At 58.0% G+C, this 26,845-nt stretch carries 29 protein-coding genes; 9 read left to right on the forward strand and 20 right to left on the reverse strand.

The genetic code is table 11. From position 1 onward, the window contains the following. Nucleotide 1: 1 nt before the first annotated feature. The gene (locus FIV08_RS15175) at nt 2-1,690 is read right to left on the reverse strand and encodes an HAD family hydrolase (RefSeq protein WP_152438951.1); all 1,689 of its coding nucleotides are present in this window, start codon (nt 1,688-1,690) and stop codon (nt 2-4) included. A 69-nt stretch (nt 1,691-1,759) separates the two neighbouring features. Here FIV08_RS15175 and FIV08_RS15180 point away from each other — a divergent pair, with 69 nt between their 5' ends. Both FIV08_RS15180 and FIV08_RS15185 read left to right on the forward strand, forming a co-directional pair. Then, entirely contained in the window at nt 1,760-1,903 is a 144-nt protein-coding gene (locus tag FIV08_RS15180) for a DUF2256 domain-containing protein (RefSeq protein WP_106694711.1), read from the forward strand. Next, entirely contained in the window at nt 1,900-3,420 is a 1,521-nt protein-coding gene (locus FIV08_RS15185) for an FAD-binding domain-containing protein (protein WP_152438952.1), read from the forward strand. Before FIV08_RS15180 ends, FIV08_RS15185 begins: the two co-directional genes overlap by 4 nt. Here the strand turns inward: FIV08_RS15185 and FIV08_RS15190 are convergent. From FIV08_RS15190 to FIV08_RS15265, 16 genes are all read right to left on the reverse strand, one after another. Continuing rightward, nucleotides 3,403-4,881 carry a complex I subunit 5 family protein gene (locus tag FIV08_RS15190; RefSeq protein WP_152438953.1) on the reverse strand — a complete coding sequence of 493 codons (1,479 nt, stop codon included), beginning with the start codon at nt 4,879-4,881 and terminating at the stop codon, nt 3,403-3,405. The two genes, FIV08_RS15185 and FIV08_RS15190, sit on opposite strands and share 18 nt — an antisense overlap. Then, entirely contained in the window at nt 4,881-6,377 is a 1,497-nt protein-coding gene (locus tag FIV08_RS15195; RefSeq protein ID WP_152438954.1) for a complex I subunit 5 family protein, read from the reverse strand. Before FIV08_RS15195 ends, FIV08_RS15190 begins: the two co-directional genes overlap by 1 nt. Continuing rightward, the gene (locus FIV08_RS15200) at nt 6,374-7,840 is read right to left on the reverse strand and encodes a complex I subunit 5 family protein (RefSeq protein WP_216646154.1); all 1,467 of its coding nucleotides are present in this window, start codon (nt 7,838-7,840) and stop codon (nt 6,374-6,376) included. Before FIV08_RS15200 ends, FIV08_RS15195 begins: the two co-directional genes overlap by 4 nt. Further along, nucleotides 7,837-8,187: a cation:proton antiporter subunit C gene (locus FIV08_RS15205; RefSeq protein ID WP_082780619.1), complete on the reverse strand. Its 351-nt coding sequence runs from the start codon at nt 8,185-8,187 to the stop codon at nt 7,837-7,839. Before FIV08_RS15205 ends, FIV08_RS15200 begins: the two co-directional genes overlap by 4 nt. Continuing rightward, complete coding sequence (locus tag FIV08_RS15210; RefSeq protein WP_152438955.1) at nt 8,184-8,885, reverse strand: MnhB domain-containing protein; 702 nt, start codon at nt 8,883-8,885, stop codon at nt 8,184-8,186. Before FIV08_RS15210 ends, FIV08_RS15205 begins: the two co-directional genes overlap by 4 nt. Beyond that, nucleotides 8,882-9,166: a Na(+)/H(+) antiporter subunit B gene (locus FIV08_RS15215; protein WP_172972283.1), complete on the reverse strand. Its 285-nt coding sequence runs from the start codon at nt 9,164-9,166 to the stop codon at nt 8,882-8,884. Before FIV08_RS15215 ends, FIV08_RS15210 begins: the two co-directional genes overlap by 4 nt. Then, on the reverse strand, nt 9,159-9,479 hold the full coding sequence (locus FIV08_RS15220; protein WP_152438956.1) for a cation:proton antiporter: 321 nt from the start codon (nt 9,477-9,479) through the stop codon (nt 9,159-9,161). Before FIV08_RS15220 ends, FIV08_RS15215 begins: the two co-directional genes overlap by 8 nt. Further along, nucleotides 9,472-9,762 (reverse strand): monovalent cation/H+ antiporter complex subunit F, encoded by a 291-nt coding sequence (locus tag FIV08_RS15225; RefSeq protein ID WP_072676421.1) that lies wholly within the window; start codon nt 9,760-9,762, stop codon nt 9,472-9,474. The genes FIV08_RS15220 and FIV08_RS15225 overlap by 8 nt, the downstream gene beginning before the upstream one ends. After that, nucleotides 9,759-10,274, reverse strand: a complete 516-nt coding sequence (locus tag FIV08_RS15230) for a Na+/H+ antiporter subunit E (protein ID WP_138435233.1) — start codon at nt 10,272-10,274, stop codon at nt 9,759-9,761. The genes FIV08_RS15225 and FIV08_RS15230 overlap by 4 nt, the downstream gene beginning before the upstream one ends. Nucleotides 10,275-10,413: 139 nt before the next feature. After that, nucleotides 10,414-11,247, reverse strand: a complete 834-nt coding sequence (locus tag FIV08_RS15235; protein WP_152438957.1) for a cytochrome b5-like heme/steroid binding domain-containing protein — start codon at nt 11,245-11,247, stop codon at nt 10,414-10,416. Next, the gene (locus FIV08_RS15240; protein WP_152438958.1) at nt 11,244-12,563 is read right to left on the reverse strand and encodes a ferric reductase-like transmembrane domain-containing protein; all 1,320 of its coding nucleotides are present in this window, start codon (nt 12,561-12,563) and stop codon (nt 11,244-11,246) included. The genes FIV08_RS15235 and FIV08_RS15240 overlap by 4 nt, the downstream gene beginning before the upstream one ends. A 24-nt stretch (nt 12,564-12,587) precedes the next feature. Continuing rightward, a complete protein-coding gene (locus FIV08_RS15245) occupies nt 12,588-13,091 on the reverse strand; it encodes a hypothetical protein (protein ID WP_172972284.1) in 504 nt (167 codons plus the stop codon). 117 nt (nt 13,092-13,208) lie between these two features. After that, on the reverse strand, nt 13,209-16,334 hold the full coding sequence (locus tag FIV08_RS15250) for an efflux RND transporter permease subunit (protein ID WP_152438959.1): 3,126 nt from the start codon (nt 16,332-16,334) through the stop codon (nt 13,209-13,211). After that, nucleotides 16,334-17,605: an efflux RND transporter periplasmic adaptor subunit gene (locus tag FIV08_RS15255; RefSeq protein ID WP_152438960.1), complete on the reverse strand. Its 1,272-nt coding sequence runs from the start codon at nt 17,603-17,605 to the stop codon at nt 16,334-16,336. Before FIV08_RS15255 ends, FIV08_RS15250 begins: the two co-directional genes overlap by 1 nt. Before the next feature lie 5 nt (nt 17,606-17,610). Next, a complete protein-coding gene (locus FIV08_RS15260; protein ID WP_228715435.1) occupies nt 17,611-18,954 on the reverse strand; it encodes a TolC family protein in 1,344 nt (447 codons plus the stop codon). A gap of 141 nt (nt 18,955-19,095) precedes the next feature. Beyond that, nucleotides 19,096-19,446 carry a DUF3147 family protein gene (locus FIV08_RS15265; protein WP_058092654.1) on the reverse strand — a complete coding sequence of 117 codons (351 nt, stop codon included), beginning with the start codon at nt 19,444-19,446 and terminating at the stop codon, nt 19,096-19,098. A gap of 168 nt (nt 19,447-19,614) precedes the next feature. On the opposite strand from FIV08_RS15265, the gene FIV08_RS15270 reads away from it, so the two are divergent. The 5 genes from FIV08_RS15270 to FIV08_RS15290 all read left to right on the forward strand — a co-directional run bounded on the left by FIV08_RS15270 (nt 19,615) and on the right by FIV08_RS15290 (nt 23,502). Continuing rightward, nucleotides 19,615-19,986 (forward strand): hypothetical protein, encoded by a 372-nt coding sequence (locus FIV08_RS15270; protein WP_152438961.1) that lies wholly within the window; start codon nt 19,615-19,617, stop codon nt 19,984-19,986. Nucleotides 19,987-20,128: 142 nt separating this feature from the next. Further along, a complete protein-coding gene (locus tag FIV08_RS15275) occupies nt 20,129-20,767 on the forward strand; it encodes a HupE/UreJ family protein (protein WP_323847484.1) in 639 nt (212 codons plus the stop codon). 15 nt (nt 20,768-20,782) lie between these two features. Continuing rightward, the gene (locus tag FIV08_RS15280) at nt 20,783-21,454 is read left to right on the forward strand and encodes a hypothetical protein (protein WP_061333247.1); all 672 of its coding nucleotides are present in this window, start codon (nt 20,783-20,785) and stop codon (nt 21,452-21,454) included. A gap of 85 nt (nt 21,455-21,539) precedes the next feature. Next, entirely contained in the window at nt 21,540-22,841 is a 1,302-nt protein-coding gene (gene chrA / locus FIV08_RS15285; RefSeq protein WP_152438963.1) for a chromate efflux transporter, read from the forward strand. A gap of 376 nt (nt 22,842-23,217) precedes the next feature. Next, the gene (locus tag FIV08_RS15290) at nt 23,218-23,502 is read left to right on the forward strand and encodes a hypothetical protein (RefSeq protein WP_061333249.1); all 285 of its coding nucleotides are present in this window, start codon (nt 23,218-23,220) and stop codon (nt 23,500-23,502) included. Between the two features lie 278 nt (nt 23,503-23,780). Here FIV08_RS15290 and FIV08_RS15295 read toward each other — a convergent pair whose 3' ends face one another. Then, complete coding sequence (locus FIV08_RS15295; RefSeq protein ID WP_152438964.1) at nt 23,781-24,167, reverse strand: DUF302 domain-containing protein; 387 nt, start codon at nt 24,165-24,167, stop codon at nt 23,781-23,783. 189 nt (nt 24,168-24,356) lie between these two features. Between FIV08_RS15295 and FIV08_RS15300 the strand changes: the two genes are divergently transcribed. Beyond that, entirely contained in the window at nt 24,357-24,641 is a 285-nt protein-coding gene (locus FIV08_RS15300) for a hypothetical protein (RefSeq protein ID WP_061333250.1), read from the forward strand. Between the two features lie 148 nt (nt 24,642-24,789). Next, nucleotides 24,790-25,053, forward strand: coding sequence for a hypothetical protein (locus tag FIV08_RS15305; protein WP_072676413.1), 264 nt, complete (start codon nt 24,790-24,792; stop codon nt 25,051-25,053). Nucleotides 25,054-25,142: 89 nt separating this feature from the next. Here the strand turns inward: FIV08_RS15305 and FIV08_RS15310 are convergent, their stop codons facing one another. Both FIV08_RS15310 and FIV08_RS15315 read right to left on the reverse strand, forming a co-directional pair. Continuing rightward, nucleotides 25,143-26,276, reverse strand: a complete 1,134-nt coding sequence (locus tag FIV08_RS15310) for a hypothetical protein (RefSeq protein ID WP_072676412.1) — start codon at nt 26,274-26,276, stop codon at nt 25,143-25,145. Beyond that, complete coding sequence (locus tag FIV08_RS15315; RefSeq protein ID WP_152438965.1) at nt 26,269-26,844, reverse strand: ABC transporter permease; 576 nt, start codon at nt 26,842-26,844, stop codon at nt 26,269-26,271. The genes FIV08_RS15310 and FIV08_RS15315 overlap by 8 nt, the downstream gene beginning before the upstream one ends. Nucleotide 26,845 lies beyond the last annotated feature (1 nt).

Consider the following 26,845-nt stretch of genomic DNA (forward strand, 5'->3'; position numbering starts at 1 on the left):
CTCAGGCCGGCCCCAGCTCACAGGCCAGCACCAAAGCCCAGAACTCGGAAAAGTCATTCACCACCACGTCCGGTTTGTCCGGGTGTTTGTGAGTGCCCGGAAAAATCCGGTTCAGCCAGGGCAAGTCCCACTGGGCACCGTTGAAGAACACCGACGTCATACCTGCCCGCTTCGCGGCAATCACATCGGTAGTAGAATCTCCCACGTACCACACACTCGGGTCCGGCGGGTAATCCAGTTTCTGCACCGCCAGCAGCAGCTGGTCCGGATGCGGTTTTCTGAGCGGGGTATCATCGCCGCAAACATCCACATCGAACAGGTGGGTCCAACCGGTGTCTTCCACGGCGGCCAGCTCGTGTTCAAAGAACTCCCTATCCCGGTTGGTGATCACGCCCACCTGCATACCCAGTCGTCGCAGCCCCTCCAATACTTCCCGGACTTTCGGCTCGAAGGCCTTCACCGTGCCGTAGTGATTTCGGTAGTGATGGTTAAACGCCTTGTGGGCAACCTGCTTGGCTTGCTGATCGTCCCCAAACAGCACCTCGAAAATATCGGTGCGGGAGATTTTCCGGTCTGCCTTTACCTTGGGGTGCAACTTGGCGTACTCCCGTACATAGGCCACCAGCCGAGCATCTTCCGGAGTTTTGCTGTCTTCCGGCGCCACCATCCGGTTCATCAGCCCCAGCGTGTGGAAATCCGGCAGCATATCGTCTACCGCGTGGTACATGGCGTCCAGGGTGTCCACTAGGGTGGCATGCCAGTCAAACAACACCACCGCAGGGCGAATCAACTTCACCACCGCCGGGTGCCAATCCGGCTCAATACGCGGCTCCGGCCGTTCGGGTGGCGGGAAGGGTTTCGGGCGCACTTCCGCTGGGCTGGCGGCGAACGCCTCAGGCTGTTCCCGCTCCAGCAACGCCAGCAAATCCATCAGGTCTTCAAAACTGTCGAGCACCGCCGCCGGTGCATCCCGGGAGGTGAACCAGCTCGAAATCCGGTCTGGCTCCCAGCAGGCGCCGTTGTAGAACACGCCGGACACCCCGGCACTGTGAGAGGTGAGCATATCGACGTAGCTATCGCCCACATACCAGGCCCGGGCATCGGCCGGCAGCCCCAACTTCTCCAGGGTTCTGAGAATCACCTGCGGGTCGGGCTTGTATTCGGTCACATCATCGGCGCATACCGTTGCATCGAACAGATGGTGCCATCGGCCCTCATCCACCGTTTGAAGTTCCTTGTCCAGAAACTCCCGGTTGCGGTTGGTCGATACCGCCAGCTTGATGCCCATGGCTTTCAGCGCACACAGATACTCATAGGCGCCGGGCTGAAAGGGTTTCACCTGGCCAAAATATTTCCGGTAAGCGTTGTTGTAGGCTTCGTGGGCAACCAGCTTGGCCGCTTTGTTATCACCGAAGATGGCATTGAAGATATCGGTTCTGGACACCCGCCGCTCCGCCAGAATCCTCGGATGCAGGCGCCGGAAGATACGGATGTAACGCACCAGCCGGGCATCGTCCTGCGTGCGGCACTGATCCTCCGGCAGCAACTTTTCCACCAGCCCCAGATCTTCCAGCTGCGGCAACATATCTTCCATGGCGCTGAACATGGCATCGTGGGTGTCCACCAAAGTGCCGTGCCAGTCAAAGATCAGAACCGAGGGGGGTTGAATGCCTTCGTTCAGTGTGGTCATAACAAAACCTTTGCCGTTTCAGTCACGTATATCTGCCCACATTCATTCAGTTAAAACCAAAAATCGCGAATGCACAAAAAACCACACTTGCCCGAGAAAACCTGCCCGGTGTGCCAGCGCCCCTTCAGCTGGCGCAAGAAATGGGCAAAAGACTGGGACCAGGTTCGCTATTGCAGCGAACGATGCCGCCGTAACCGGAGCCTGCAGCCATGACCACCGTGGTCTGGTTCAAACGGGATTTGCGCACCCGCGATCACGCCCCGCTGGTAGCGGCCGCCAATCTGGGTGAGCCGGTTATTGCACTGTACGTGATTGAAGACAACTATTGGCAGCAACCGGATACCAGCGGGCGCCAATGGTGTTTTATCCAGGATTCCCTGGATGACCTCGATAAGCAGTTGCGCAAAGCGGGCAACCAACTGGTAGTGTTGCGAGGGTCCGTCATCGCAGCCCTGAGAGAGCTCAAGGCAAGCCATGCCATTGAGCGTGTGTTTTGCCATCAGGAAACCGGTGGGCAATGGACCTTCGAGCGCGACAAAGCGGTTATAAAGTGGTGCTCCGACAACCAGATTGAGTTCAGGGAGTGGAACCAGTTCGGGGTGGTACGCCGGCTCAAAGACCGGGACATATGGGACAAAGCCTGGACCGAACTGATGAGGCAGCCCGTACTTGAGGCACCTGGCTCCGTGCCGTTTGCCGGCGCCATCCAAGGTGTAGCCTGGCGCGGTATCGAACCCGGCGCCACCGCAGCAGACCGGTGCCCGGATCGACAAACCGGTGGCAGCATTCGCGGCGAGACGTTACTGGCGTCGTTTCTTGAGCGCCGCTGCGTGGGTTACCAGTACAATATTTCCAGCCCCAATACCGCCGTGCGCGCCTGCTCCCGGCTGAGCCCTCATATCGCCTATGGCACGGTCAGCCTCCGAGAAATTTACCAACAGGCCAAGGCTGCCGGCATTCACCGTAATACCCTGCCCCGGAAACAGAAAAGCCTGACCAGCTTTCGCTCCCGGTTGCACTGGCATTGTCATTTTATCCAGAAACTCGAAGACGAACCGGAGCTGGAATTTCGCGCCATGCACCGGGAACTGGAGGGCATGAAAACCGGGCCGAACGATTCCGAACGGCTGCAGCGCTGGCAGCAAGGGCAAACCGGTTGGCCTCTGGTAGATGCCTGCATGCGCAGCCTGCAACACACCGGCTGGCTCAATTTCCGAATGCGGGCAATGCTGATGGCGGTAGCCAGCTACCAACTGTGGTTGCACTGGCGTGAACCTGCCCTGCACCTGGCGCGACTGTTTACCGATTTCGAGCCGGGCATTCACTATTCCCAGACCCAGATGCAATCCGGCCTGACCGGCATCAACGCCCTGCGCATCTATAATCCGGTGCTGCAAAGCCAGAAGCTGGACCCGCACGGCGAGTTTATCCGCCGCTGGATTCCTGAGCTGGCCGGCGTACCCACTGAGATGATTCACACCCCCTGGCTGATGACGCCGGTACAGAAAGCCCGCTTTGGCGGCAATACCTACACAGCCCCGGTGTGTGACCATGAGCAGGCCGCCCGGGCCGCGCGCAAGGCGGTGGGGGATTTTCGCAAGCAACACGTCAGCCGGGAAGAGACTGGCCGGGTGCTGCACCGCCACGGCAGCCGCAAGGGGCCGCATCAAGCACGGCCGAAACCGGCAAGCCAGCCGCCGGCGGACAACCAGCTATCGCTGTTTGACTGAACGCCAGGCCAGCGCCGCGATAACCGTGGCCACCAGAATGGGCCAGAACAGGCTCCAGGACTCATGAACCATGGTGGCTAGCCAGGCTTTATCCGGCACGGCCCCGGGCCAGGGCAACCACCAGAACAGTACCAGGCTGCCAGCCGTGGCCAGGCCCCAACCCAGACACATAAACGCAGGATTGCTGCCAACACTGGCAGCTGCCCGCTGCACCCACAAAAAACGCCATACCAGCAGCATGGTGGCCACAGCCCCCGCGCTCATCAGCATGGGCAGGTAGGGCGCCATGGCAAACTCGAAGTTGCCCGGCTTGAGCAGTTCCTTCATGGCCAGCTTGCTGGCAGCGCCACTGGTAAACGGCAGCCCCGCCAGCGACAGCCCCGGCAATGCGATCAACAGCCACAACAGCCATTGACCACCCCGTCCCGCCGGCAACGCCATGGCAGTAGAGAGGAACAAGCTACCTTTGGCCAGGCCATGATGCAGCACGTACAGCGCCATCACCGCAAACAGCGGGCCCGCATACTCGGTATTGGCCAGCGCTGCGCCCACCATCAGTGTCATCAGGCCCATCTGGCTAATGCTGGAATAGGCCAACACGGTTTTCGGGCGCCGCTGGCGCACACCCAGCACAGCACCACCCAGGGAACCGACAGCGCCCAGGATCACCAGCGCATTGCCCCAATCCGGCAAAGACACCTCACCAAACGGCAAAGTGACCAGCCAACCCAACAGGCCGGCTTTGATCATGGCGCCACTGAGCACCGCACTGGCTGGCGTCGGCGCGACCGGGTGCGCCAGGGGCAACCAGAAATGCAGCAGTGGCAGGCCCGCCTTCACCCCGAATCCCGCCAACAACAGGAACATGATCAACCAGCGCCGGTCGGCCTCCGCCACGGCGGCAGGCAGATCGGCCAACAAGCCACTACCGGCCTGTTGTGCGGCCATCAGAAGCCCCGACAGAATGGCCATTTCACCCACCACCGCCATGGCCAGGTAGACGCGCCCCGCGTGGTTGGCCTCTCCCGTTCCCTCGTGCACCACCAGGCCATAACCGGCAAAGGTCATCAGGGCGAAGAAGCTATAGAAGCTGGCAATATCCTGGGCCATCACCAGCCCCAGATTCCCGGCCAGGGTGAGCGCCCAGAACACACAGAAACGCCGCAGGTAATGTACCTTCAGATAGCCGACGGCGAAGACACCGGCCACCAGCCAAAGCGTTGCCGTCAGAACCAGGAATACCTGGCGCAGCTCATCCAGCCCCCACCGGCCGCCTAACAGCAGCCCCGGCAATTCAAGGGACGCGTCTGGCCCCAATGTCAGGCCTGCCAACAAGGCGGGCAAGGGCAACAAGGGCAAACAGTAACGATAAGCCTGCTGCCAATCGGGTCGCAGCGCCAGTAACAACGAGGCCAGCGGCAGGATAATCGCCAACAACAGCAAGAGGTTTGACGCAAACATCACAGCGCCACCTCCCTTGCCACAATCAACTCAGCCCAACTCAGGGGGCTGAATGGCAGGTTGGCAATCAGCCCGGCTACCAGCATAAGAGCGGCAGTAATCAACGGCGGCCATAGCAGCCAGGCGCTGGTTTCAAGGCGCCCCCAACGGCGCTCGTGGGGCCACGGCTCGCACTGTTCAGCAAACCAGAGCCGGTGCAGTATCGGGAGAAAATACGCCGCATTGAGCAGGCTGCTGATCACCAGCACCGCCACTACCCAATCCATACCGACCGCCAGTGCACCGCTGCCCATGGTCCACTTGGTAATAAACCCCGCCAACGGTGGGGCACCAATCATGCCAAAGGCGCCCAGGGTAAACGCCACCGAGGTGCCCGGCATGCGTTTGCCGGCGCCATCCAGTTCATCGATGCGGTGCACTCCGAGGGTTTCAGCGTAATTACCGGCACAGAAAAACAGGGTGATCTTCATGATGCCCTGATGCACCAGATGCACCAGGCCACCGGCCACGCCCACGGGCCCGAACAGGCACAGCCCCAGCACGATGTAGGACACCTGGCTGACCGTTGAAAACGCCAGTCGACGTTTCAGGTCAACCTGGTACAGGGCACGGGTGGAGCCATAGATAATGGTGAAGGCTGCCACGACCGAAAGCCCGGCCAGCAGCCCCATGTCTTTGGCCGCTTCCAACCCGTAGATCTCAAAGACCACGCGAATAATGCCAAAGGCACCAGCTTTCACCACCGCCACGGCATGCAACAGGGCACTGACCGGTGCCGGCGCTACCATTGCCTGGGGCAGCCAGCCGTGGAATGGTACCAGGGCTGCTTTTACCCCCAGCCCGACAATCATTAGCACGAAAATGATCGTCAGAGGCCCCTGCATGGAGGGGGCAATGTCTGAGAAGTAGCCCCCTTCCTGGAACCTGAGATCCCCCACCAAGCCGTGCAGCCAGGCAATGGCAAACAGCAAAACCGCACCACCGGTCAGGGTGTAGATAATGTAGTTACGCCCGGCTCGTAGCGCTTTGGTCGTGCCACGATGGACCACCAGCGGATAGGTGGACAGGGTGAGCATTTCGTAGAACAGAAAGAAGGTGAACAGGTTGCCCGCCAGGGCAATACCCATGGTGCTGGCCACACACAGACTGAAAAACCCGAAGAACCGGCTCCGGTTCGGGGAGTCCTCCAGATAACCCACGGCATAGATGGTGGTCAGTAACCACAGCAGGGCAGACAACCCGGCAAACAGCATCGACAGCGCATCGGCCCTCAGCACGAATTCCACACCGGGTACCATGGTGAACGCGGCCTCGTATTCGCGCCCCTGGGCCACACCCCAGATCATCATGCCCACCAGTGCGATCTTCAGGATGGCAGCGACAAGGTTGATGGTGGTCCTGAGCCTGAACCCTCTCTCCGGCAGTGCAAAAAGGACCACCGAAGCCACCAGCGACGTCATCAGCGCAAAGACCGGCATTAAAACGCTCAGATTCATGGGCCAGCCCCCTCAAACGGCAGGGACATCACCGACAACACCGGCTCCGCCACCAGGCCGAGGCCAAGCGACAGCAACGCCAGAATCATCGGTATCACCTCCAGGCTCCTGGATGGGTGATAGAACTGGTCCGTGTCTGTCGCTTCAATAAACGACGCCCGGTAAACCCGGAAGACATAGGCAGCCGAAAGCAAGCCACCCGCCAGCAAAACGCCCAGCCACCACCATTGACCACTGGCCAGGCTGGCCTGGAGGAGCAACCACTTCGCGGCAAAGCCCCCGGTAGGCGGCAGCCCCATCAACGACACCCCGGCCAGCCCGAAAGAAAACAGCGAAAACGGCAGGAACCGGCTGACACCCGCCAGGGCATCTACCCGGTTGCTGCCTACCGACATGATCAGATTGCCGGCCGCCAGGAACATCGCGGCCTTGGCCAGGGCATGGCTGACCACCTGCAGGGTAATGCCCTGTTGCGCTTGCTGGGAGATGGCCTCGGTCACGCCCCAGGTGAGCGGGAACAGCAAAAACAGATAGCCAATCTGCGCCACGGAGGAATAGGCAACCACCTGCTTCAGTTTGACCTGCCGGAACGCCAGCCAACTGCCCCAGATAACCGCCAAACTACCCAGCACTCCTATCAACTGGGCCAGTACATAGCCGCCCAAGTGGCCGCCCAGGTCCAGCCATAGCCTGGCGGCGATATAGAACGAGGCTTTGACCACTAACGCAGACAACAGCGCACTGACCGGCGACCTGGCGATGCCATGGGCCGGCGGCAACCAACCGTGCATCGGGAACAGCGCGGTTTTCAGGGCCAGGCCCAGCAGCATCAGGATCAGCGGGAAGGTCAGGCCCGACTGAACATCACCGCTATTCATCAGCTCGGTCACGCCTGCCAGCGACAGGGTGCCAAACTGGCCGTAAATCAGGGCCACACCAAGCAGGTACGCCAGGGAACCCAGCAAAGCCGCCATCAGGTAGCGAATGGCAGCCCTGAGTGCGTCCGCCTGGCCGCCCAACGCCACCAGCCCCACGGCGGCAAGGCTGATCAGCTCCAGCCCCACATACAGATTGAACAGATCGCCGCCCAACCAGACCGCATTCAGCCCGGCCCACAGAAACCAGAACAGCGGCCAGAAATATCGGTGCCACGGCTTGCCAGGGTCCAGGTAGATGCTGGCGTGCCAGCCGCAAGCGGCCGCGACCAGGGCCGTCAGCAACACAAAGGTTACCGCCAGGCCATCCACCCGCAGCTCAATGCCCAGGGGCGCCTGCCAACCGCCAAGCAGGTAAAGAAACCCGCCGTCGCTGGCCACGGCGGCCCACAAGCCCAGAGACACCAACACCTGCACCAGGATTCCAAGCCAGGTCACCACCCGGCCTTTGCTGAAATCCAGCAACAGGGTCAGCACCGCCCAGGCCAGGGGTGTGAACAACAATCCCGCCATTAACCACAAGGTCATTCGGGAGCACCCTCCCGGTTCACAGCCCGAGCCTTGGGCCGGGCATTTTCCCGGGCCGGCTCAGCCAGCGTAGTCTGGCCTGACAAATGGTAGTACCGGCGGATTAACACCACGGCCAGGGCCGTCGCGGCAATAGCCACCACAATGCCCGTGAGCACCAGGGCCTGGGGCACAGGATCTGGCTGACCGTTGCGCTGGGCCAGACCCACCATGATCAGGAAGACGCCGGAACCGATCAGGTTGAACGCCATCAACTTGCGCAGCAGGTGCTGCAGGCGTAAAAACCCGAACAGGCCAATACCACATAAGGCAACGCCAGCGAATGCATACAACAAGGCCGAGGTCATCCGCGCTCCCCTTCTTCCGGCTCTTCAGCGCCGTTAACCGGTGCCGACACAAACAGAGCCAGCAATACCATCGCAATGGAGAACGTAAGCACGGTTTCGATGACCAGGATCAGAGGTTTGTTAAAGGCTTCCGGGTACGCCAGGAATGCATCGCCAGCCATGGCACTGGCCACTGCCACCAGAAGGAATACGGAAAAGCCCAGGGCCAGCCCCAAACGCAACAACACGCCGGGGCGCAGAAACTCCATCGGAATCCCGCCAAGGCGCATCATCACGCCCGACGCCGCCAACACGGCCCCGGCCTGAAACGCTCCCCCGGGGCGGTCGGAACCCGCCCACAACAGGTAGCCGGCAAGTACCAGCATCAGCGGCACAAACCAGCGCTGCAGGGCATACAACAAGGAATCTGAAGTGCGCAGGAGAGGATCTTCCAGGGACGTCGTTTTCGCCATGGAGATACCCGCAATCCCGGCGATGACCAACACGCCGATCTCAAGTAGCGTGTCGTAACTGCGAAAGTTCAACAACACAGCGGTGATCGGATGCTCTACCCCACTGGCCTCCAGGTTCTCCGCCAGCAGTCCGGGCAGGTCGACCGGCGCCTGGGTACCGGAAATGTGCCAGACCGTGATCATCAGGGCACCGGCAAAGGCCAGACACACGGCGGCGAGGATGGTAACGCCAAAAAAACGCCTCATCCCGACGCCCCGCCCTTGTCATTGCCTTCACCACCACAACGCCGGTTGTAGCCCAAATGCCTGGCTGCATCCAGCAGCAACACGCCGGTCAGGCCGGCACCGATGGCGGCTTCTGCCAGGGCAATGTCCGGCGCCTGCAGGCGAACCCAGGCCAGTGCCATCAGCAGGCCAAAGGCGATAAACATCACCACCGCCCGAAACAGGTTTGCAGACCACAACACCCCGATCGCGGTCGACAACAGCGCCAGCACCAAGATGGAGTCCACCAGCCAGTCAATCATCAGCTGCCTCCTGAACCGCGGAATGCTCCGGGCGCACATGAACGGCGCGGGCAATCAGGTGCGCAGACGTTGCGCTGGCAGCCAGAGCTGCGGCCCAGATCAATACCATTTTTACGCCACCCGCCAGCGACGGCGCCAGTGGCAAAAGCGCCAGCACAATAAAGCCCAACCCGAGGTTGTCCACCTTGGTCAGGGCATGGATACGAGTCAGGGTGTCGGAGAATCGGAACAGGCCGAGGGTGCCCACGGCAAAAAACAGACAACCGAGAACCAACAACACCACCTGAACCGCAATCACGGCAGAATCAATCATGGCGGCCTCCGTCATCATCCACGGGCTGTTCGATGCGCACCACCCGGGTCACAAACGCCACGATCGCGAGTACCGACAACACCGCCAGTGTCAGCGCCACATCCATCAGGGCAGGCATGGATTGGGCATAGGACAGCACCAGTAACAGGGCCACGCCGGTTGTGCCAAACAGTTGTGATGCCAACATCCGGTCTGCCGGCTCCGGCCCCCGCCAGATGCGGATCAGGGCAATCAACAGGGTCAGCAACAGGAAGGCCGCAACGGCATTGAGTATCAGGGTCACTGCACCGCCCTCCCGATGTCGTTCAGGGAGAGCCCGAAAACCCGCGCCACCTGCCGCTCAGTCTCCCGCACGTCCTGCTCTACTGGCTCTCGGGTATCCAGGCAGTGCAGGGTCAATTGATCGCCCTCAAGCAAAGCGCTCAGGGTGCCGGGCATAAGGGACAGGGTGTTGGCCAGCAGCCAGCGAGGGCTGCCCTCGGGCAAGTAAAGGGTCAGGGTGATTTCACCGGGGTGAACCGGCAAGGCCGGTGACAGCAAACGCCGGGTGACATCCAGACCGGCCACCACCGAGCGGCTGAGAAAATAGCCGAGAAACAACATCAGCCCGAGGGGCCGGAGGTGATAACCGGATGGGGGAAACAGGCGTACCGACAGCCAGGTCACCAACGCGGTCACCCCCAGGCCAAAGCCCAGGGCAGACGTTTCACCGAGCGTTAGCGCCCACCAAACCACCAATAACGCAGCGCCACGGAGCAACAAACTGAGGGCGGGTAACGATGGCGCTGACTGCATAGGGTCTCCTGTCCCGGGGTTCAACAGGGTCTTGGTTCGCTAACTCCCTGTTAAAGTTCCCAAAAGCCTAACACAGTCTGCCCGCCGGCCGGAAAACAAGCCCCGCAGGCAGCCCAGTCACCCGCCCACTACCGCCGGCTTACCAACTGTAGACGCCCCGGTTCAAACCATCACGAAAAGCACTGATCACCTTGGCACCACGAAGTGTTGCGCCGGTGTAGCCGTCAATATCATCCACCACGTTCTCTGGCTCATACAACCGGAAAATCGCCTCCATCGGCTCGCCTTCCAGGCGCTCCGTGATCTGCTGATACTGACCCAATACCGGGTAAAGCTCGGCGGAACTGTCCATCTTCAAATAGTCTTCATCCCTATAGAACAGGTGGCGGTAGGACATCCCCTTGATTCGCCCGCCTTCAAGCCGGAACTGCAGGCTTACCTGAATCTGCCCACGGTCGATGAAGTTGCCCCGGTAGGTGCCATCCAGATAATTACCCGGCGCCAAACCCAGCAGCATTCGGCCAAGGCGGTCATCAACAGTCGCGGGTTTTGTGGCCGAATCTGCGGTTTCAACCGGCACTGGTGCCGGGGCGCCGCCGTCAATCACGCCGATCCGATAATCCTCCAGCCGGGCAGCGGCCCGAGGGCTGTGGGGGCGACCGTTGCCCTTATCGAGCCAGGCCGACGTTGCTTCTTTGCCGCACCAGCGGGTGAAGACCTCTTCCTCCGTGGGGTGATTCGGCAGGTACTCGGTGAGGTCGTATACCACACCGTCAATCACCTTCCAGCAGCTGCCGGCATGATTGTGTTCAGCCACATCATCGAGCCGGAAAACCGACTCACCATTTGCGTTCTCAGCGGTACCACCTGCTGTGGGTTCGGGGTTGCCCTGAACCAGGTTAACCACCACCAATGTCAGAACCACGCTGACAAAGGCAACAAATCCTGTATAGGCAATTCGGTTGCTGGTCATAGGAAATCAAACGCCTCCGTGTGAATGCGATGGGCGGGCACGCCTTCGTGCCTGAGCAGGGTTTGCAGGTGATTGATCATGCCCGGCGGCCCGCACAGGTAGATGTCCCGTTCGGCGAAATCCGGGCAGCGCTCAGCCAGATAATCCCGGGTGATCACGCCGTGTTCGTTCATGTAGTGCGTGTGAACCTCAAAGCCATCACAGGCCTCGGCAATGCGGACCAGCTCGTCCTGGTAATAGGCCCTTTCCGGCCGGTTGGCCAGATAGAACAAACAGGCATCCGGCGCCTGAACCGCACTGTTCCCAACCCTGTCCCGCGCGCCAGAGACAAACGGCGTGATGCCGATACCGCCGGCCAACCACAACTGCTTGCGCGGTTCACCGGGCAGGCCAGCACCCTTCTGCGCCAAAGCCTCATTCTCAAAAAAGGTCCCGTAAGGGCCTTCGATTCGCACCTCTGCCCCCGGCTTGATGTCCAGCAACGCCCGAGTGGCATCGCCGACCGCTTTAATGCCGATTTTTAGTTCATCATCCCCGGGGCCCGAAGCGATGGTGTAAGGGTGCTCTTCCTTGTACCCGGCCACCAGGGAAGAGTCCATCGGTGTCAGATACACAAACTGACCAGCCCGCCAGCGAATCCCCTTGCCCTTCGGGCGCAGGCGAAGCTCCACCACATCCCGGGCAAGTTTGTCGATGCCGTCTACCACATAGGGTTTCCTGGCCAGCCGGGGTGACAATAACTTACGCCAGGCGATGGCCGCCAAAGCCAGGGCCGAGAGCAACCACCAGACCCAGGCTGTAGCTGAAAGCATCAGGGTATGCACCAACGCCAGCACCAGTGCCGGCGCCGACAGCAGGTGCAGGCGTTTCCAGTTTTGATAGTGCAGAGTGCCAAAGAACCCCAGCGTGGGCGCGATGAAAACCAACATGGTGAGGAAGGCGGCCCAGCCAACCCAGACCTCCCAATGACTCAGGGGCGGGAACAGCGTGGCAACGCTGGCGCCAACAGACGCCGGCAAGATGGCCAACGCCAACAACAACACATGAGCCATCACCAGCATAAAGGCCGAGAACCCTAGCCAGCGGTGAATGGTCCATAGCCGCACCAGGCCACCAAACCAGGGATCCATACCGGGAACACGGGCCGACAAGATACCCGCCAGCAGAAACGCTGACAGGGCAAACACCCCGGCTAGCTCCGCCAGCGAATACAGCCAGCCCTGACTGCCCCAGGGCAAAACCGGAGCAACAACAACGACAGGCAGTAAAAAGAGCCCCAGCAACAACAGGTCGCCGGGGTATTTTCTGAAGGTCATAAACGCTCCATGTCAGTGAGCTATTTAACGTCCTCTCTGGCCCTGCGCCTGGTGCTCCAGCATTTGCTCCATCATCATCTGCATATGCTCCAGGCGCTGTTCCATCATTTCCATTCGCTGCTCGGGGTCCATACCAGCACCACCGGAACGAGACCCCATACCGCCTGCCTGTCCCTTCGGCTGGTTACCCATGCCCTGGCCGCCACCCATCTGGCCCTGGCGCTGTTCCATCATGCCCTGGCCCTGCCCCATACCTTGGCCCATCATGCCGCCACGCATCATCTGCATGTGCTGCTGCATGGATTCCATGTGCTTCTCGCGAATACGCTGGCGCTCGGCATCCGACTTGGCGTTGCGCATTTCCTGCATCATTTCCTGCATCTTAGACATGTTCTGATGGATCTGCTGCATCTGTTCCTGGTTCATCATGCCGCCCCGGGACATTTGCCCGGAGTTGCCCTGGGCGAAAACGAAAAGGGGCGCGGAAACCAGAACGGAACATGCGATTAACCGGGTAAACCTGTTCATGACATTCTCCTTTTCATCAATGTTGATGAGCGTCCACTACAGTTAAGACCATAAAGCTGAATCGAACCTGAAATAGTGGCCAAACCGGCTTCCTCTGTTGGTAAGAATTGACTCAGGTCATCTGCGTGCAAGGCCCCTTCGTTTCCAGAGGTAGAACAATACGGGAATGACCAACAATGCCAGCAGCATAGCACTGACCATACCACCCACCATCGGGGCTGCGATGCGCCCCATTACTTCCGAGCCCGTCCCGGTGCCGAACATGATGGGTAACAGCCCAATGATGATGGAACTTCCGGTCATCATGATCGGCCGAACCCGCAACCCGGCACCATGCAGAACGGCATGCCGGAGAGTTTCACGCCTGGGCTCAAGACCTTTTTGCTCGCAACTCTCAAGCATCGCCTGGTAAGACTGGTTAAGGTACACCAGCATGATGACCCCGATCTCTACGGCAACCCCCGCCAGGGCAATGAATCCCACTCCAACGGCAACCGAAAAGTTGTAACCCAATAGATACATAAACCAGACTGCGCCCACCAGAGCAAACGGCAGTGTGCCCAGGATCATCGCCACCTCAGCAATGCGGCGGAAGCTCATAAACAACAGTATGACAATGATCGCCAGGGTCAGCGGGACCACATAGGTCAGCCTTTCCTTGGCCCGGAGCATGTATTCATATTGGCCGGACCAGGCCACGGAGTAGCCTGCCGGCAGCTGCAGTTCATCATTTACAGCCGCCATGGCCTGTCCTACGTAGCTGCCAACATCAACACCCTCGATGTCCACAAAGGTCCAGCCATTAAGCCGGGCATTCTCACTTTTTATTGCTGGAGGGCCGTCCTCAATCCGAATGTCGGCCACATCCGCCAAGGCAATGCGTTGGCCGGATGGTGTCACGATCGGCAGCTGCCGGAGCTTCTCGGGGGAATCGCGGTAATCCTGAGGGTAACGAACATTGATAGGGTATCTTTCCAGCCCCTCGATGGTTTGAGACACGTTAATCCCGCCCACCGCCGAAGCGATCACCTGCTGAACATCGGCAATGTTGAGGCCATACCTCGCCGCCCGTAATCGGTCGATATCAGCTTGAACGTATCGGCCACCGGCAACGCGCTCGGAATACACAGATGCCGTACCGGGAACCTTCGAAAGAATGGCTTCCAGTTGCTTGCCCACTGCCTCGATGGTTGCCAGCTCAGGCCCGGCAACCTTGATGCCAACCGGCGTTTTTATCCCGGTCGCCAGCATGTCAATCCGGGTAATGATCGGCATCACCCAGGCATTGGTAACGCCGGGAAATTGGATAAGGGCATTCAATTCCTGCTTCAGTTTTTCGGTGGTCATGCCCTCACGCCACTGGTCGCGTGGCTTGAGTTGAATAAACGTTTCAATCATCGTCAGCGGGGCGGGGTCTGTCGCGGTCTCTGCCCGGCCAACCTTGCCAAAAACCGTTTCCACTTCCGGCAGCGAGGCAATCAACCGGTCGGTCTGTTGCAGCAATTCCCGGGCCTTGCCGATGGAAATCCCTGGGTAGGTGGTTGGCATATACATCAGGTCACCCTCATCCAGAGGCGGGATGAATTCGCTGCCTATCCGGGATGCAGGCCACAACCCCAACGCCAGAATCAGAACCACCACTACCAGGGTTGTCACCGGATACTTCAGGACACCCTTCAGCATTGGCAGATAGCCCGACACCAACAACCGGTTTACAGGATTTCGATGCTCCGACAGCACCTTGCCACGGATGAAGTAACCCATGAGCACTGGCACCAGCGTGACCGCCAGAGCGGCACTGGCCGCCATGGCATAGGTTTTGGTGTAGGCCAGCGGCGAGAACATTCGGCCTTCCTGGGCTTCCAGCACGAACACCGGGACAAAGCTGACGGTAATGATCAGTAATGAGAAAAACAGCGCCGGCCCCACTTCGGCCGATGCCTTTGCCACCACCTGCCAGCGGTTTTCACGGGTCAGCGGTGTACGCTCCATGTGTTTGTGCATGTTCTCGATCATCACGATGGCACCGTCAATCATGGTGCCTATGGCAATGGCGATACCACCCAACGACATGATGTTGGCATTGATGCCCTGCCAGTACATTACGATGAAGGCTGTCAGGATGCCGACTGGCAGGCTGACCATCACCACCAGTGACGAACGCACGTGGAACAGGAAGATCACGCACACCAGCCCCACAACGAGAAGTTCTTCCAGTAATTTGTTCCAGAGGTTGGTCACAGCGCGATCGATCAACCCGGAGCGGTCATACACCGTGACCACCTCGACGCCGTCCGGCAGGCTGCTCTGCAAAGACTCCAGTTTGGCTTTCACCCCCCTTATGGTCTCCTGAGCGTTTTCACCAAAACGCATCACAATAACGCCGCCGACCGTTTCGCCCTCGCCATTCAACTCGGCAATGCCCCTGCGCATCTGCGGCCCAACTTCTACGCTGGCCACATCCTTTAACAAAACGGGGGTGCCGTTGTCGTCGAGACCCAGCGGAATTGAGAGCAGGTCTTCCCGGGACTGGATATAGCCCGAGGCCCGCACCATGTACTCGGCCTCGGCCATTTCAATGACAGAAGCCCCCACTTCCTGATTACCGCGTTTTATGGCGGTTTCAATGTGGGACAAGGGAATCCCCAGGGTACGCAGCTTTTCCGGGCTCACCTGCACCTGGTACTGCTTGACCATGCCACCCACCGTGGCCACTTCCGAAACACCGGGTACCGTCTGTAACTCATACTTCAGGAACCAGTCCTGAAGGCTTCGGAGCTGGCTCAGGTCGTGCTGGCCAGTGCGGTCTACCAAGGCGTACAGATACACCCAGCCCACGCCGGTGGCGTCAGGCCCCAGTTGTGGCCGGGCCTGCTCCGGCAGATTCGGCGCCACCTGCGACAGGTATTCGAGCACCCGAGAGCGGGCCCAGTACATATCGGTGTTTTCGTCAAAGATCACATAAACGTAGGAGTCACCGAAGAACGAATAGCCTCGAACGGTTTGCGCCCCCGGCACCGACAGCATGGCGGTGGTCAGCGGGTAAGTAACCTGGTCCTCTACCACCTGAGGCGCCTGTCCCGGATAGCTGGTTTTAATGATGACCTGGACATCCGACAGGTCCGGCAGTGCATCCACTGGCGTGTTCTTCAGGGAGTACAGTCCCAGACCGGTCAGCAGCAGTGCTGCCATGACAACCAGAAAACGGTTACGAACCGACCAGTAAATCAGCGACGCGATCATCAGTGGCCCCCTTCATGCTGCATGCCATGGGCGCTGTGATCCATCTCCGTCGGTCGGGGCGACATACGCAGAAAGTCAGAGGTTTTGCTGGATTCTGAATCGATCAGAAACTGCGCCGAGGTGACCACCGTGTCGCCGGGGCTTACCCCCTGCAGAATTTCCACATACTCCTCACCTACGCGCCCAACATCGACGTTAACCGATTTGAACGCTCCTTTTTCCAGAGCCAGCACCAAACGGTCACTCTGGCCGGTACGGATCACGGATTCCCGGGGCACTAACATTCGCCGGTCACCACGCTCTCCCTGTATGTTCAGCCGGGCGAACATACCCGGGCGCAAGGCACCGTCGGTGTTATCAAAGCGCAGTCTGACCCGGGCCGTGCGGGTTGTTGTGTTGATCTCCGGATAGACGTAATCCACCTGCCCCCGCCACTGCCGGTCCGGCATATAATCCAATGTCATCACCGCCCGATCACCGGGCTTAACTGCGGCAATCTGGCTCTCGAACATCTCGCCCAGAACCCAGACCTCGTCCAGCGAGGCAATGGTCACCACCTGGTCGCCGGGTTTGATGAACATCCCTTCGCGCACATTGAGACTCTCGATAACCCCGGTCGCCGGTGCGTAGACCGTCAGTGTACGGCGCACTTCGCGGGTATCCTTCAGGCTCCGTACCAGGCTGGTTGGAACATTCAGCGCCAATAGACGCTGCTCTGCAGCACGGACCAGATTCTCGTTGCCCCGGTTCAACGCCAGAACCAGTTCCTCCTGAGCGTTAACCAGGGTGGGCGAATACAACGAGTACAAGGCCTTGCCCTGTTCAACCGGCTCCCCCTCCGCCTTCACATACAGCGCCTCAATCCAGCCCTCAACACGGGGATGCACATGGGCCATGGCGTCCTCGTTATACTGGACGTGCCCGACGGTGGTGATGTTTAGTGGCAGGCGCCCCTGGATAACCGTGCCGGTCCTCACACCCAGGTTGTTGGTCACGGCGGGCGATATCCGGACGGTGCCCGCTGGGTCATCCGCGGCTCCGCCGTCCGCATAAACCGGCACAAGGTCCATCCCCATGGGCGACTTGCCCGGTTTGTCCCTTCTGAAATCAGGGTCCATGGGGGCCACCCAGTAAAGCGGCTCCTGGGCCTGTGAATGTGCAGGATCAGCGGTGTGATCCATGCTTGCGCCAGCCGCCAGCCACCAGCTAATGCCGGCACCGGCAAAACCACCCAGCACGAGAAAGCCCAGAGGGCGAATGAAATTGGCCATAGTTGTCAGTCCTGATATCGAGTCGATGAAGAGGGTGAGGCGTTGTCCGCGCCGGCGGTGACGTAATCGAAACTGGCTTGCGACCTGGCGCGCTCGGCCACCATCTGAACCAGCTCGATGCGGGCATTCAGCTCGGCAATACGCGCACGCACGGCTTCGGCAAAATCACCATCGTCAGAGTTGTAAGCACTCAGGGCGGCTTCGGCCTGCTGCTCCATCTGAGGCAGCAGGGTTTCCCGGTAACGTGTAATGCGCTCATCCAGGCGCTCAATGCGCGCCAGTGCACTGCGGGCTGACGCCTGCAACTGGCGCAGCTGCAGCATACGTTCGGTTTTAACGGTCTCTGCCCGGGCCACGGAGGCTTTGAGGTTCCGGTCTTGGCGGTTACTGGTGAATAGTGGGAGATCAACACTGATACCGACGGAGAAAAGGTCGGCCCTGTCCTGGCCATTGGGGGCTCTATCGCGGTATCCGTACTGTGCAGACAGTGACCATTCCGGTTTGTAGGCCTGTCTCGCCAGGTCCACCTCCAGAGTCCGCACCTCAATCAGTTCATCCGTGGCACGAATCATCGGGTGGTCGATCGCCAGTGCGCTATCGACCTTCGGACTGCCGTTCGCAGACAGTGCTGTCAAATACGACGGTATGGCATCGTCAACAGCCAGGAGGTCGGCACGGATTCCAGCTATTTCGTCAACCCATGCTCCCACCCACTCCGCCAGCGCCTCACGGCTGGAACTGAGCTCTGCTGACAGCGCGGTTAGCCGGTCGTCCAGCCGGGTCAGCTCGACGGATGCGCGAATCACGTCCTGCTGCCGGGCGCTCATTGTGGCCGAGCGGTAGCCCGCCTGGGCAACGTCTTCCAACTGCTCGAACAGGCCACGACTGCTCTCGATCAGCTGCACACTTTGCTGGGCGCGCCAGACATCGAGCCACAGGTGGGTGACTGTTTCGGTCACCTTGAGTTCACGATTGTCTCGCTGGCGGGGTTGTATTGACGCCATCTGCAGTACCCTGGCTTTGGCAATCCGGCGGCTGTCCCCCCGGGGAAAGCGCTGGGTAATGCCAACGGTGGTCTGGGTCATTGCCTCTTGCCCGAGATCGAAAGTGTCTGTGGGCAGGTTTGCCAGCCCGAGCGTCAAGCGGGGGTCAGGCAGCGAGCCCTGTGCCACCGCTTCTTCCCTGAGGGCCTGTTCCTGATAAACACTGCCTTGCAGCCAGGGGTCATTCCGTATGGCGATTTCAATGGCCGACGTCAGGCCCAGCTCCTGCTGGGCCGCTGCGGGCAAGGCTGAGATGGCCAGCATCGTGGCCATGCCCAGTTTTGGAAGGTGTCTGAGATAACGCAAAGTGAATTCTCCGCAAAAGGCTGTTATGCGGAGAATGCTAGAGGGGCAACCTGAACTGTGACTGAAAGATTTATCCTAAATAATGGATTTTTTGATCTCGCTCAAAACAATCAGACACGTGCTCTGATCTGGCTATTGAATTTACATCAAACCAACGCCGAATCGTTTCATTACGAGTGCCAGGGAAACAAAACAGATCATGGTCAGCACGGCACTGACCGCCAGCGACAACCAGAATCCCAAACGGGGTAACAGGAACGGAAACAACAGAAACATCGGCAAGGTGGGCAGCACATACCAGAAGGTGTACCAGGCATGGTTGGAGATCTTGTCCGCAGGCTGATGCTCAACATACATCCAGACCATCGCCAGCACAGTCACCATGGGCAGCGCCGCAATCAGTGCGCCGAGTTTGTCGCTGCGCTTGGCAACTTCCGAAATCAGTACTACCAGGGCGGCGGTGATGGCGTATTTGGTTATAAGCCAGGTCATTGCATTGCTCTCCACGAAGCTCCAGCAGGTGAGACCCCTTCGGAACATTTTTGACATTTAATTGTTATCCGTTCGGCGAGAAAGGTATCCTCATTCGCTCAAGCAATACAACTACCGAAGCTGGGTTATCCCGACGATGCCCATGACCGAGCCAGTGCACTGACGCCCATGATCGCCACCATTCGCCACAGAACACTGTTGCCACTGATGGTTATGCTCATCGCACTGGCTGGCATGACGCTCTCCACCATTGGTGAAGCATCTTCCCATGGTATTGCCGAACTCACAGGGTTGGACGTGACTGATCATGGTGATCATTCCCACAGTCATAGCCTGGAGGATCACGGCGAGAGCTCACACGGCTCTCACCAGCACCACGACTCTGGCAACCACACCCATGAAACGGCAGATCGGCTGACCATTACGCTCACAGCTGCACTAGTAGTTTCACACCGGCAACCCCTGTCTTTCGCCGGTGCCTCGCCCCAGAATTTTCGTTATCGCCTTGAACGCCCTCCAAAACCCGCTCTGATTGCCTGATTCTCGCTGCACTGCAGCTGACTGAACGAACACAATTGGAGTCTTTATGTTGTCAACTTTGCTTGGCGGCGTTCGGCGTAGGCGTCATGCCACCGGCGGATACCGTCTGTTATGGATTGTTCTGACCCTCGGGCTATTCGGCATGAGCGCCGATGCACTCGCCCACGCCGTCGCCGAGGGCGATAAAGGTTATATCCAGGAGATCACCGGGGTTAACCTGATAGCCTTCATGTATCTGGGGGCCAAGCACATGGTCACCGGCTATGACCACCTGCTGTTCCTGCTGGGTGTCATCTTCTTCCTCTACCAGATGAAACACATCGCGATCTATGTGAGCCTGTTTGCGGTAGGGCACTCCACCACCATGCTGCTGGGGGTGTATTTCAACATTGGCATCAACAGTTACATCATTGATGCCATTATCGGTCTGTCCATCGTGTACAAGGCGCTGGACAACATCGGTGCCTATCAACGGTGGTTTGGTTTCCAGCCCAACACCAAGGCCGCCACGCTGATCTTCGGGTTCTTCCACGGCTTTGGCCTGTCTTCAAAAATCATCGAATACGACATCTCGCCGGACGGCCTGGTGCCAAACCTGCTGGCGTTCAACGTCGGGGTGGAAATCGGCCAGCTCATCGCCCTGGCCATGATCCTGATCGCCATCAGCTTCTGGCGTAAAACCGACGGCTTTTTCCGCCACGCCTACACCACCAATGTAGCCATGATGAGCGCGGGCTTCCTGCTCTTCGGTTATCAGCTCACCGGTTATTTTATCGCCTAATTCTGGAGATTCGTTATGTACAACACCAATAGACCAAACCGTGAAGAACTACCCTCCACCGCCAAACTGATTCGATCCACCATCATCGCCGCTATTGTTGCACTGGTGCTGCTGGTGACGGTGGTCATGCCCGCCGAGTATGCGCTGGACCCGACCGGTGCCGGCCGGGTTCTGGGCCTGACCGAGATGGGTGAAATCAAGGAACAGCTGGCCGAAGAAGCGGCCGCCGATGCCGCCGCGCAAATGGTGGCGGTGCAACCCCAGACAGAAGCGCCGGCGCCAGCATCGGTTGAGCCCGCCGCCACTGCCGAAGCAGCTCCGGAAGCCGAGCCTGCGCCGGAAGAGCCTGCTCCAGCAACCGCCGACGAAACCGAATGGAAAGATGAGGTTCGTTTTGTGCTGACGCCGGGCCAGGGTACGGAGTTCAAGCTCACCATGAATGAGGGCGCCATCGCCCGGTTTTCCTGGGAATCCGAAGGTGGCCCCGTTAACTTTGACACCCATGGCGATGGTGCCGGCCGGTCCATCTCTTACGAAAAGGGCCGGGGCGTTCCGGAAGACGAGGGCGAACTGGAAGCCGCCTTTACCGGCAACCACGGCTGGTTCTTTCGGAACCGCAACAACAACAATGTGACCATGGTACTGCGCACCGGCGGTGATTACGGTGAACTGAAGAAAATGCTGTAACTGGTAAAGTACGCACCACTGCGACAGCCTCAGGGACGAGGCACAAATAAACGATATTGAATAATGTAATCAAGGAAAAGGGCTAATGAGTGAAGTTTCTTTCAGGGAAGCGCTGATAGTCTGGATTAGGATCGGTCTTCTCAGCTTCGGCGGCCCGGCAGGGCAGATCGCGCTAATGCACCGGATTATTGTAGACGAGAAGAAGTGGCTGGATGAGTCTCGATTTCTACACGCCCTGAACTATTGCATGCTGTTACCCGGGCCTGAGGCTCAGCAACTTGCCACCTACATCGGTTGGCTAATGCATGGTGTGAGGGGCGGGGTTATTGCAGGCCTGCTGTTCATCATTCCCGGTGCCCTGGCGATTTTCCTTTTGTCCTGGGCGTATGTCACCATCGGTGACCTGACTCTTGTTGAAGGTGTTTTTTTCGGCCTGAAAGCGGCGGTGCTCGCAATTGTTGTTCAGGCCTTGATACGAATCGGGCAACGAGCACTCAAGGGCACCTTGAGGCCGTTCCTCGCCGTTGCCGGTTTTCTGGCCTTGTTTGTTTTCAGCGTACCGTTTCCGATCGTGGTTCTGACGGCGGGCATTACGGGCTACCTGATAGCACGTAGACTTGGGCCGGACAATACGGAGGCTAATCAGTCGTTAGTCAGCACCGAAACCATTGTGCGCCCGGGCACCCGGCGTGCCGCCCTGACCTGTCTGATACTTTGGGCACTAACCGTGTTCGGGTTGCTGGCCGCCCTGGGCTACGGCCATGTGTATTCGCAGATTGCCGTGTTTTTCTCAAAGATGGCGACAGTCACCTTTGGCGGCGCCTACGCAGTGCTGTCTTACGTGGCCCAGCAAGGGGTTGAGAACTATCAGTGGCTCCAGCCCGGTGAAATGTTGGAGGGCCTCGGCCTGGCGGAGACGACGCCAGGGCCCCTTATTCTGGTCACACAGTTCGTTGGATTTCTCGCAGCCTACCGCGATGCTGCCGGCGAGTCTGCGCTCCTCTTCGCCTCTATTGGCGCCCTGCTGACCACATGGGTGACGTTTCTGCCCTGCTTTCTGTGGATCTTTGCCGGTGCGCCCTACGTGGAGAAACTACGCGCAAACCAAGCCATTTCTTCCGCCCTTGGGGCCGTCACTGCCGTCGTCGTTGGAGTGATTGCCAACCTGGCACTTTGGTTTGCGATCAGCGCACTGTTCGCCGAGCAATTCCTCTTCTCGGAGTATGGTGTCAACATGCAACTGCCCCATCTTGCCAGCGTAGATGTGCCGATGCTGACACTCTCAGCCGTGGCGTTTCTCTGTGCGTTCCAGTTCAAAATGGGGGTTATCCCCCTGGTGAGCACATTGGCCAGCCTTGGGGCCGTCTGGATGCTGATGGCGGGCTAACCCAAGCTCGCTGCTGACAACGACAGCGGACGCCCCGGTGCAGCCTCCGGACGGAACCTGTTCAAAGGAATCCATAACGATGTGACTGTGCAGCGTCATCGTAAACGCATCGCCTTTATGATCACGAGGACAGAGAACAGAAATAAGCGAACACAAAGTCCCTATGTACTTCCGATAGGTCAGTTCAAGCCCCTTACTTCGTATTGTTCGGCGACACAGCCTATTTAACAATAAAATAATTATATCCGCATACCCCTCGCACAACCCAATCAATTTTCGGCCGTTGACAAATATCAAAAATATATTTTTTATATTTCAGCTTCATTTCAGAAACTAATGATTAACTGCATTCACCAACCAAACAGGAGGTGTAATTATGAAAAAATTATTTGTGTTTGCAGCAGCAGTTACTTTTTCAACATCCGTACTTGCAGGCAACATATCAGAAAATAAGAATATGAAGGCCACGCACAACCAAGTGATGGACACAAAACCCGTTGAAAACATTCTTCAGAATGAGGATATGCAGCGTTTACACAGGGACATGACGCTTTATGCAATTTCTGAGTTGGGTATGGAGGCTCGCGTGAAAATGATGACGAAAGAGGGCCGAGCCTATCATAAGGCACTAGAACAAAGGGAGAAAAACACCGCAGGGTAACCCCTGCGGGAAAGTCAACTCGCGGAGACACAAGCACCGGCTAACTCAAATGTTGAGCAGTCGATGCCCTGATCGCGGACAAGTAAAACACACAAACCTGAAACCGAGCTGAATTACTGAGCCTGTTTATGGCAAGAAAGGAAAATATCATGAAGAAAGCAATTATCGCTGCTATGGTGAGCTGAAAAAGATGCTTTGAGCAGGCCCTGAGCTGTAGAGGAGTAGCCTGAAAAAGTGGAAAACCTCCCGGCAACAGCATCCGGGAGGTTTTTAACGTTTCAGATCGCCTGAACAACCTCAGAAAGCATATCCCTGACCTTGCCGGCAACCTGCTTGAGTTCGTCATTATCAATGGCGGACATGGACACCACGGGGTCGATTGCGCTGACCTCCACACCCTCCGACACCTCACGGAGAATGACATTGCAAGGCAGCATGGCCCCCACCCGCGGTTCAACTCCGATGGCCTCCCACGCCATGGCAGGGTTACAGGCGCCAAGAATCCGGTACTGAGGCATATCCTTGTCCAGTTTTTTCTTCATGGTGGCTTTGACGTCGATTTCCGTCAACACCCCGAAGCTGTGGTCAGTAAGTGCCTGCCGCGTCCTTTTATCGACCTCTTCAAAATCAGCATCTTTGATCATTCGATTGATTGTGTATGACATGGTTTTCTCCAATGATTCGCATGTTTATTGCTTGAGTCCGACTTTGGCCGGAACGTCGACGTATTTTCATGACCAAAGAATAGTTCAATAGGTTAGGAATATCGAGATTCTTTGTTTTTTATTAAAATTCAGGGTCATTTCAGAAACCGATGTTTCAATAGAGCCATCAAACAACCCGGAGGTGTAATAATGAAAACGTTATTTGTATTTGCAGCAGCCGTCACGATTTCAACATCCGTACTTGCAGGCAACATGTCAGACAATAAGAACATGAAGGCCATGCACAGCCAAATGATGAACACCGAGTCCGTTGAAAAGATTCTTCAGAATGACGATATGCGGCGTTTGCACAGGGACATGACGCGCCATGCCATTTCCGAGGTAGGTATGGAGGCTCGCCTGCAAATGATGACGAAAGAGGGTCGCGCCTATCATAAGGCATTGGAGAAAAAGCAAAAAAATACCGCAGGGTAAACCATGCGGCAAAGTCAGCTCGCGGAGACGCAGGCACCGCCTGACTCGAATGCTGAGCAGCCGGCGTTCTAACGCCAGCAAGTAAACCATACCAACCTGAACCTGACTTGAATTACCGAGTCAGCTTATAGAAAGAGAGATCAACATTATGAAAAAACTAATTATCGTTACTGCAATCATGGCTGCATTTTCAACCATGGCCACGGCCGGCGGTTTGGCCGATCGCATCAATGAAGAACGCAGTTACCCTAACAAAACAGAGCATACTAAAAGCATGCACATGCACTGTATGCATGAGAAACAAAACCATGGGATGGTAAAAAAATCTCAGGCAAACCAGGATGAATCACGCGAAGTTAATTACGGAAAAGAACAATCAGAGAGAGCGCCTATTAACCATAATCATCACTAAATCGGTGCAGCGAACATCATGTTAAAACATAGCCGGTCATCTTACGAAAAGATCATCGGCTATTTATCATATAATTCCTAACTATATGTTCAGAAAAACCATTGTAACTCCATTAGCCCGACCGGCTCTAATCTCCCATATTCGCTGTCGTCGTCACCTCCGAACCACTGGGCTCCTGCCGTGAGATAAATTTCCCGTTTGAATGGCAGCGTCCATGTGGACCGGGGGTAAAGTACCCAACTGGCATCATCGGCATTGCGGATGACCACCACGCGATACTGCCAGAACGGATTTATATCCTGCCATGCCAGCAGCCCGATATAATGGCGCCCGGTATACAGTGGGCGGGTGGAAACCAGCCTCAAAAGGTCCAGGTTTCCGGGCCGTGCGGGCTGACCGTTGTAGAAATACTCCAATGCCAGGTTAAAGCCGTTGCGATACGCCCAGTTCAGATCTGCCACGCCCTGCCAGTAACCATCGCCAGTATCTGCTTCGCTCCAGACGAGTTCAGTACGCCAACCGGTGCCGGCCACTGAGCTACTGCCGCTGACACCCGCTTTGGTCGTGCCTGCAAAATCGCCGATCATCACACTGGCATCGACCCCGGCAACAAAACGCTTGGCCCTCGCCGCCGTGCTGGCCTCCTTGTCACTGTGTTGCAGTGCATGAACAGCGCTGATTCGGCCGGTTGCCCCCCAGGGGCTGTCCCATAACACGGCGTCCACGCCAATCCGTTCATCAGGTTCAAGGTTGAGGGGGCTGACAGGATTGAGGATGTCCATGGGGTTCCAGATCAGGGCGGTGGACCAGTTCACCTGTTGGCGCCCAAATCGGAAATCCCCGGCTGGCGAGCGCCACTGTATCGTGCCACGGTAGAGTTGATGACGCGCCAACACATCCCCTGACTCATAGACGTCGCCCTGAAGATCCCAGTAGCGTGGATCGGGAACCTCTCTGAGCAGGGCGAATTCCGGGCTGTCCAGAAAACTGCCTGTCACCAGCTCCAGGTCGTAGGCCGCATCCAGAACCCAGTCTTCATATCGATAGCGGGGCTCCAGACGCAGGCGGGTAAGGTTCGAGAAGTAACGATCCTCATCAACCAGCGAGCGCGACCCGGCACTGAGATTCTTGAGCGATCCGGAATGGCTGAAATCAGCCGCAGCGTTCGAAGCCAGCATCAGCCAGGCCAGGCCCACCGCCACCAGTGGAGTGCGATCAACCATGCCGAATGGCCTCAACCGGGTCCAGTCGTGAGGCCCGCCACGCCGGGTACAGCGCTACCAGCACGGAGCACAGGAACAACAGCAGGCTGGGAAGCCAGACATGATCGAAAATCAACACCGGATAGATGCGGTCGATGATACCGGGGATGGCTTCCAGAGAGCGACTGACCGAGGACAGATCAATACCGGTCTGGCCAAGCCAGAACACAAGCAGGCCGCCAACCACCGTTCCTGCCACCATACCCAACACCGCAAGAAAGAATGCCTCAAACAGAATCGTCAGCTGTAATTGTCCACCTCTCGTACCCAGTGCCAGCATGACGCCCAGTTCCGGGGTACGCTCCATCACCGACATCACCATGGTGTTCATGACGCCAATCGCGACCACCACAAAGACCACCGACAGAATGAGGTAGAAATCCACCTGGCTCATTTGCACCATCTGCACAACCACCGGCAGCAAGGTTTCCCAGTCCTGGGCCACCAGCCCGTGGTTGGTCAGAGGCGACGACTGGTTCAGGGTCTGTGCCAGGGCCACACTGTCTGAGCGATCTGACAGCCTCAGCACG

Source organism: Marinobacter sp. THAF197a (assembly GCF_009363275.1).
In the GTDB taxonomy this organism is placed as follows: Bacteria; Pseudomonadota; Gammaproteobacteria; order Pseudomonadales; family Oleiphilaceae; genus Marinobacter.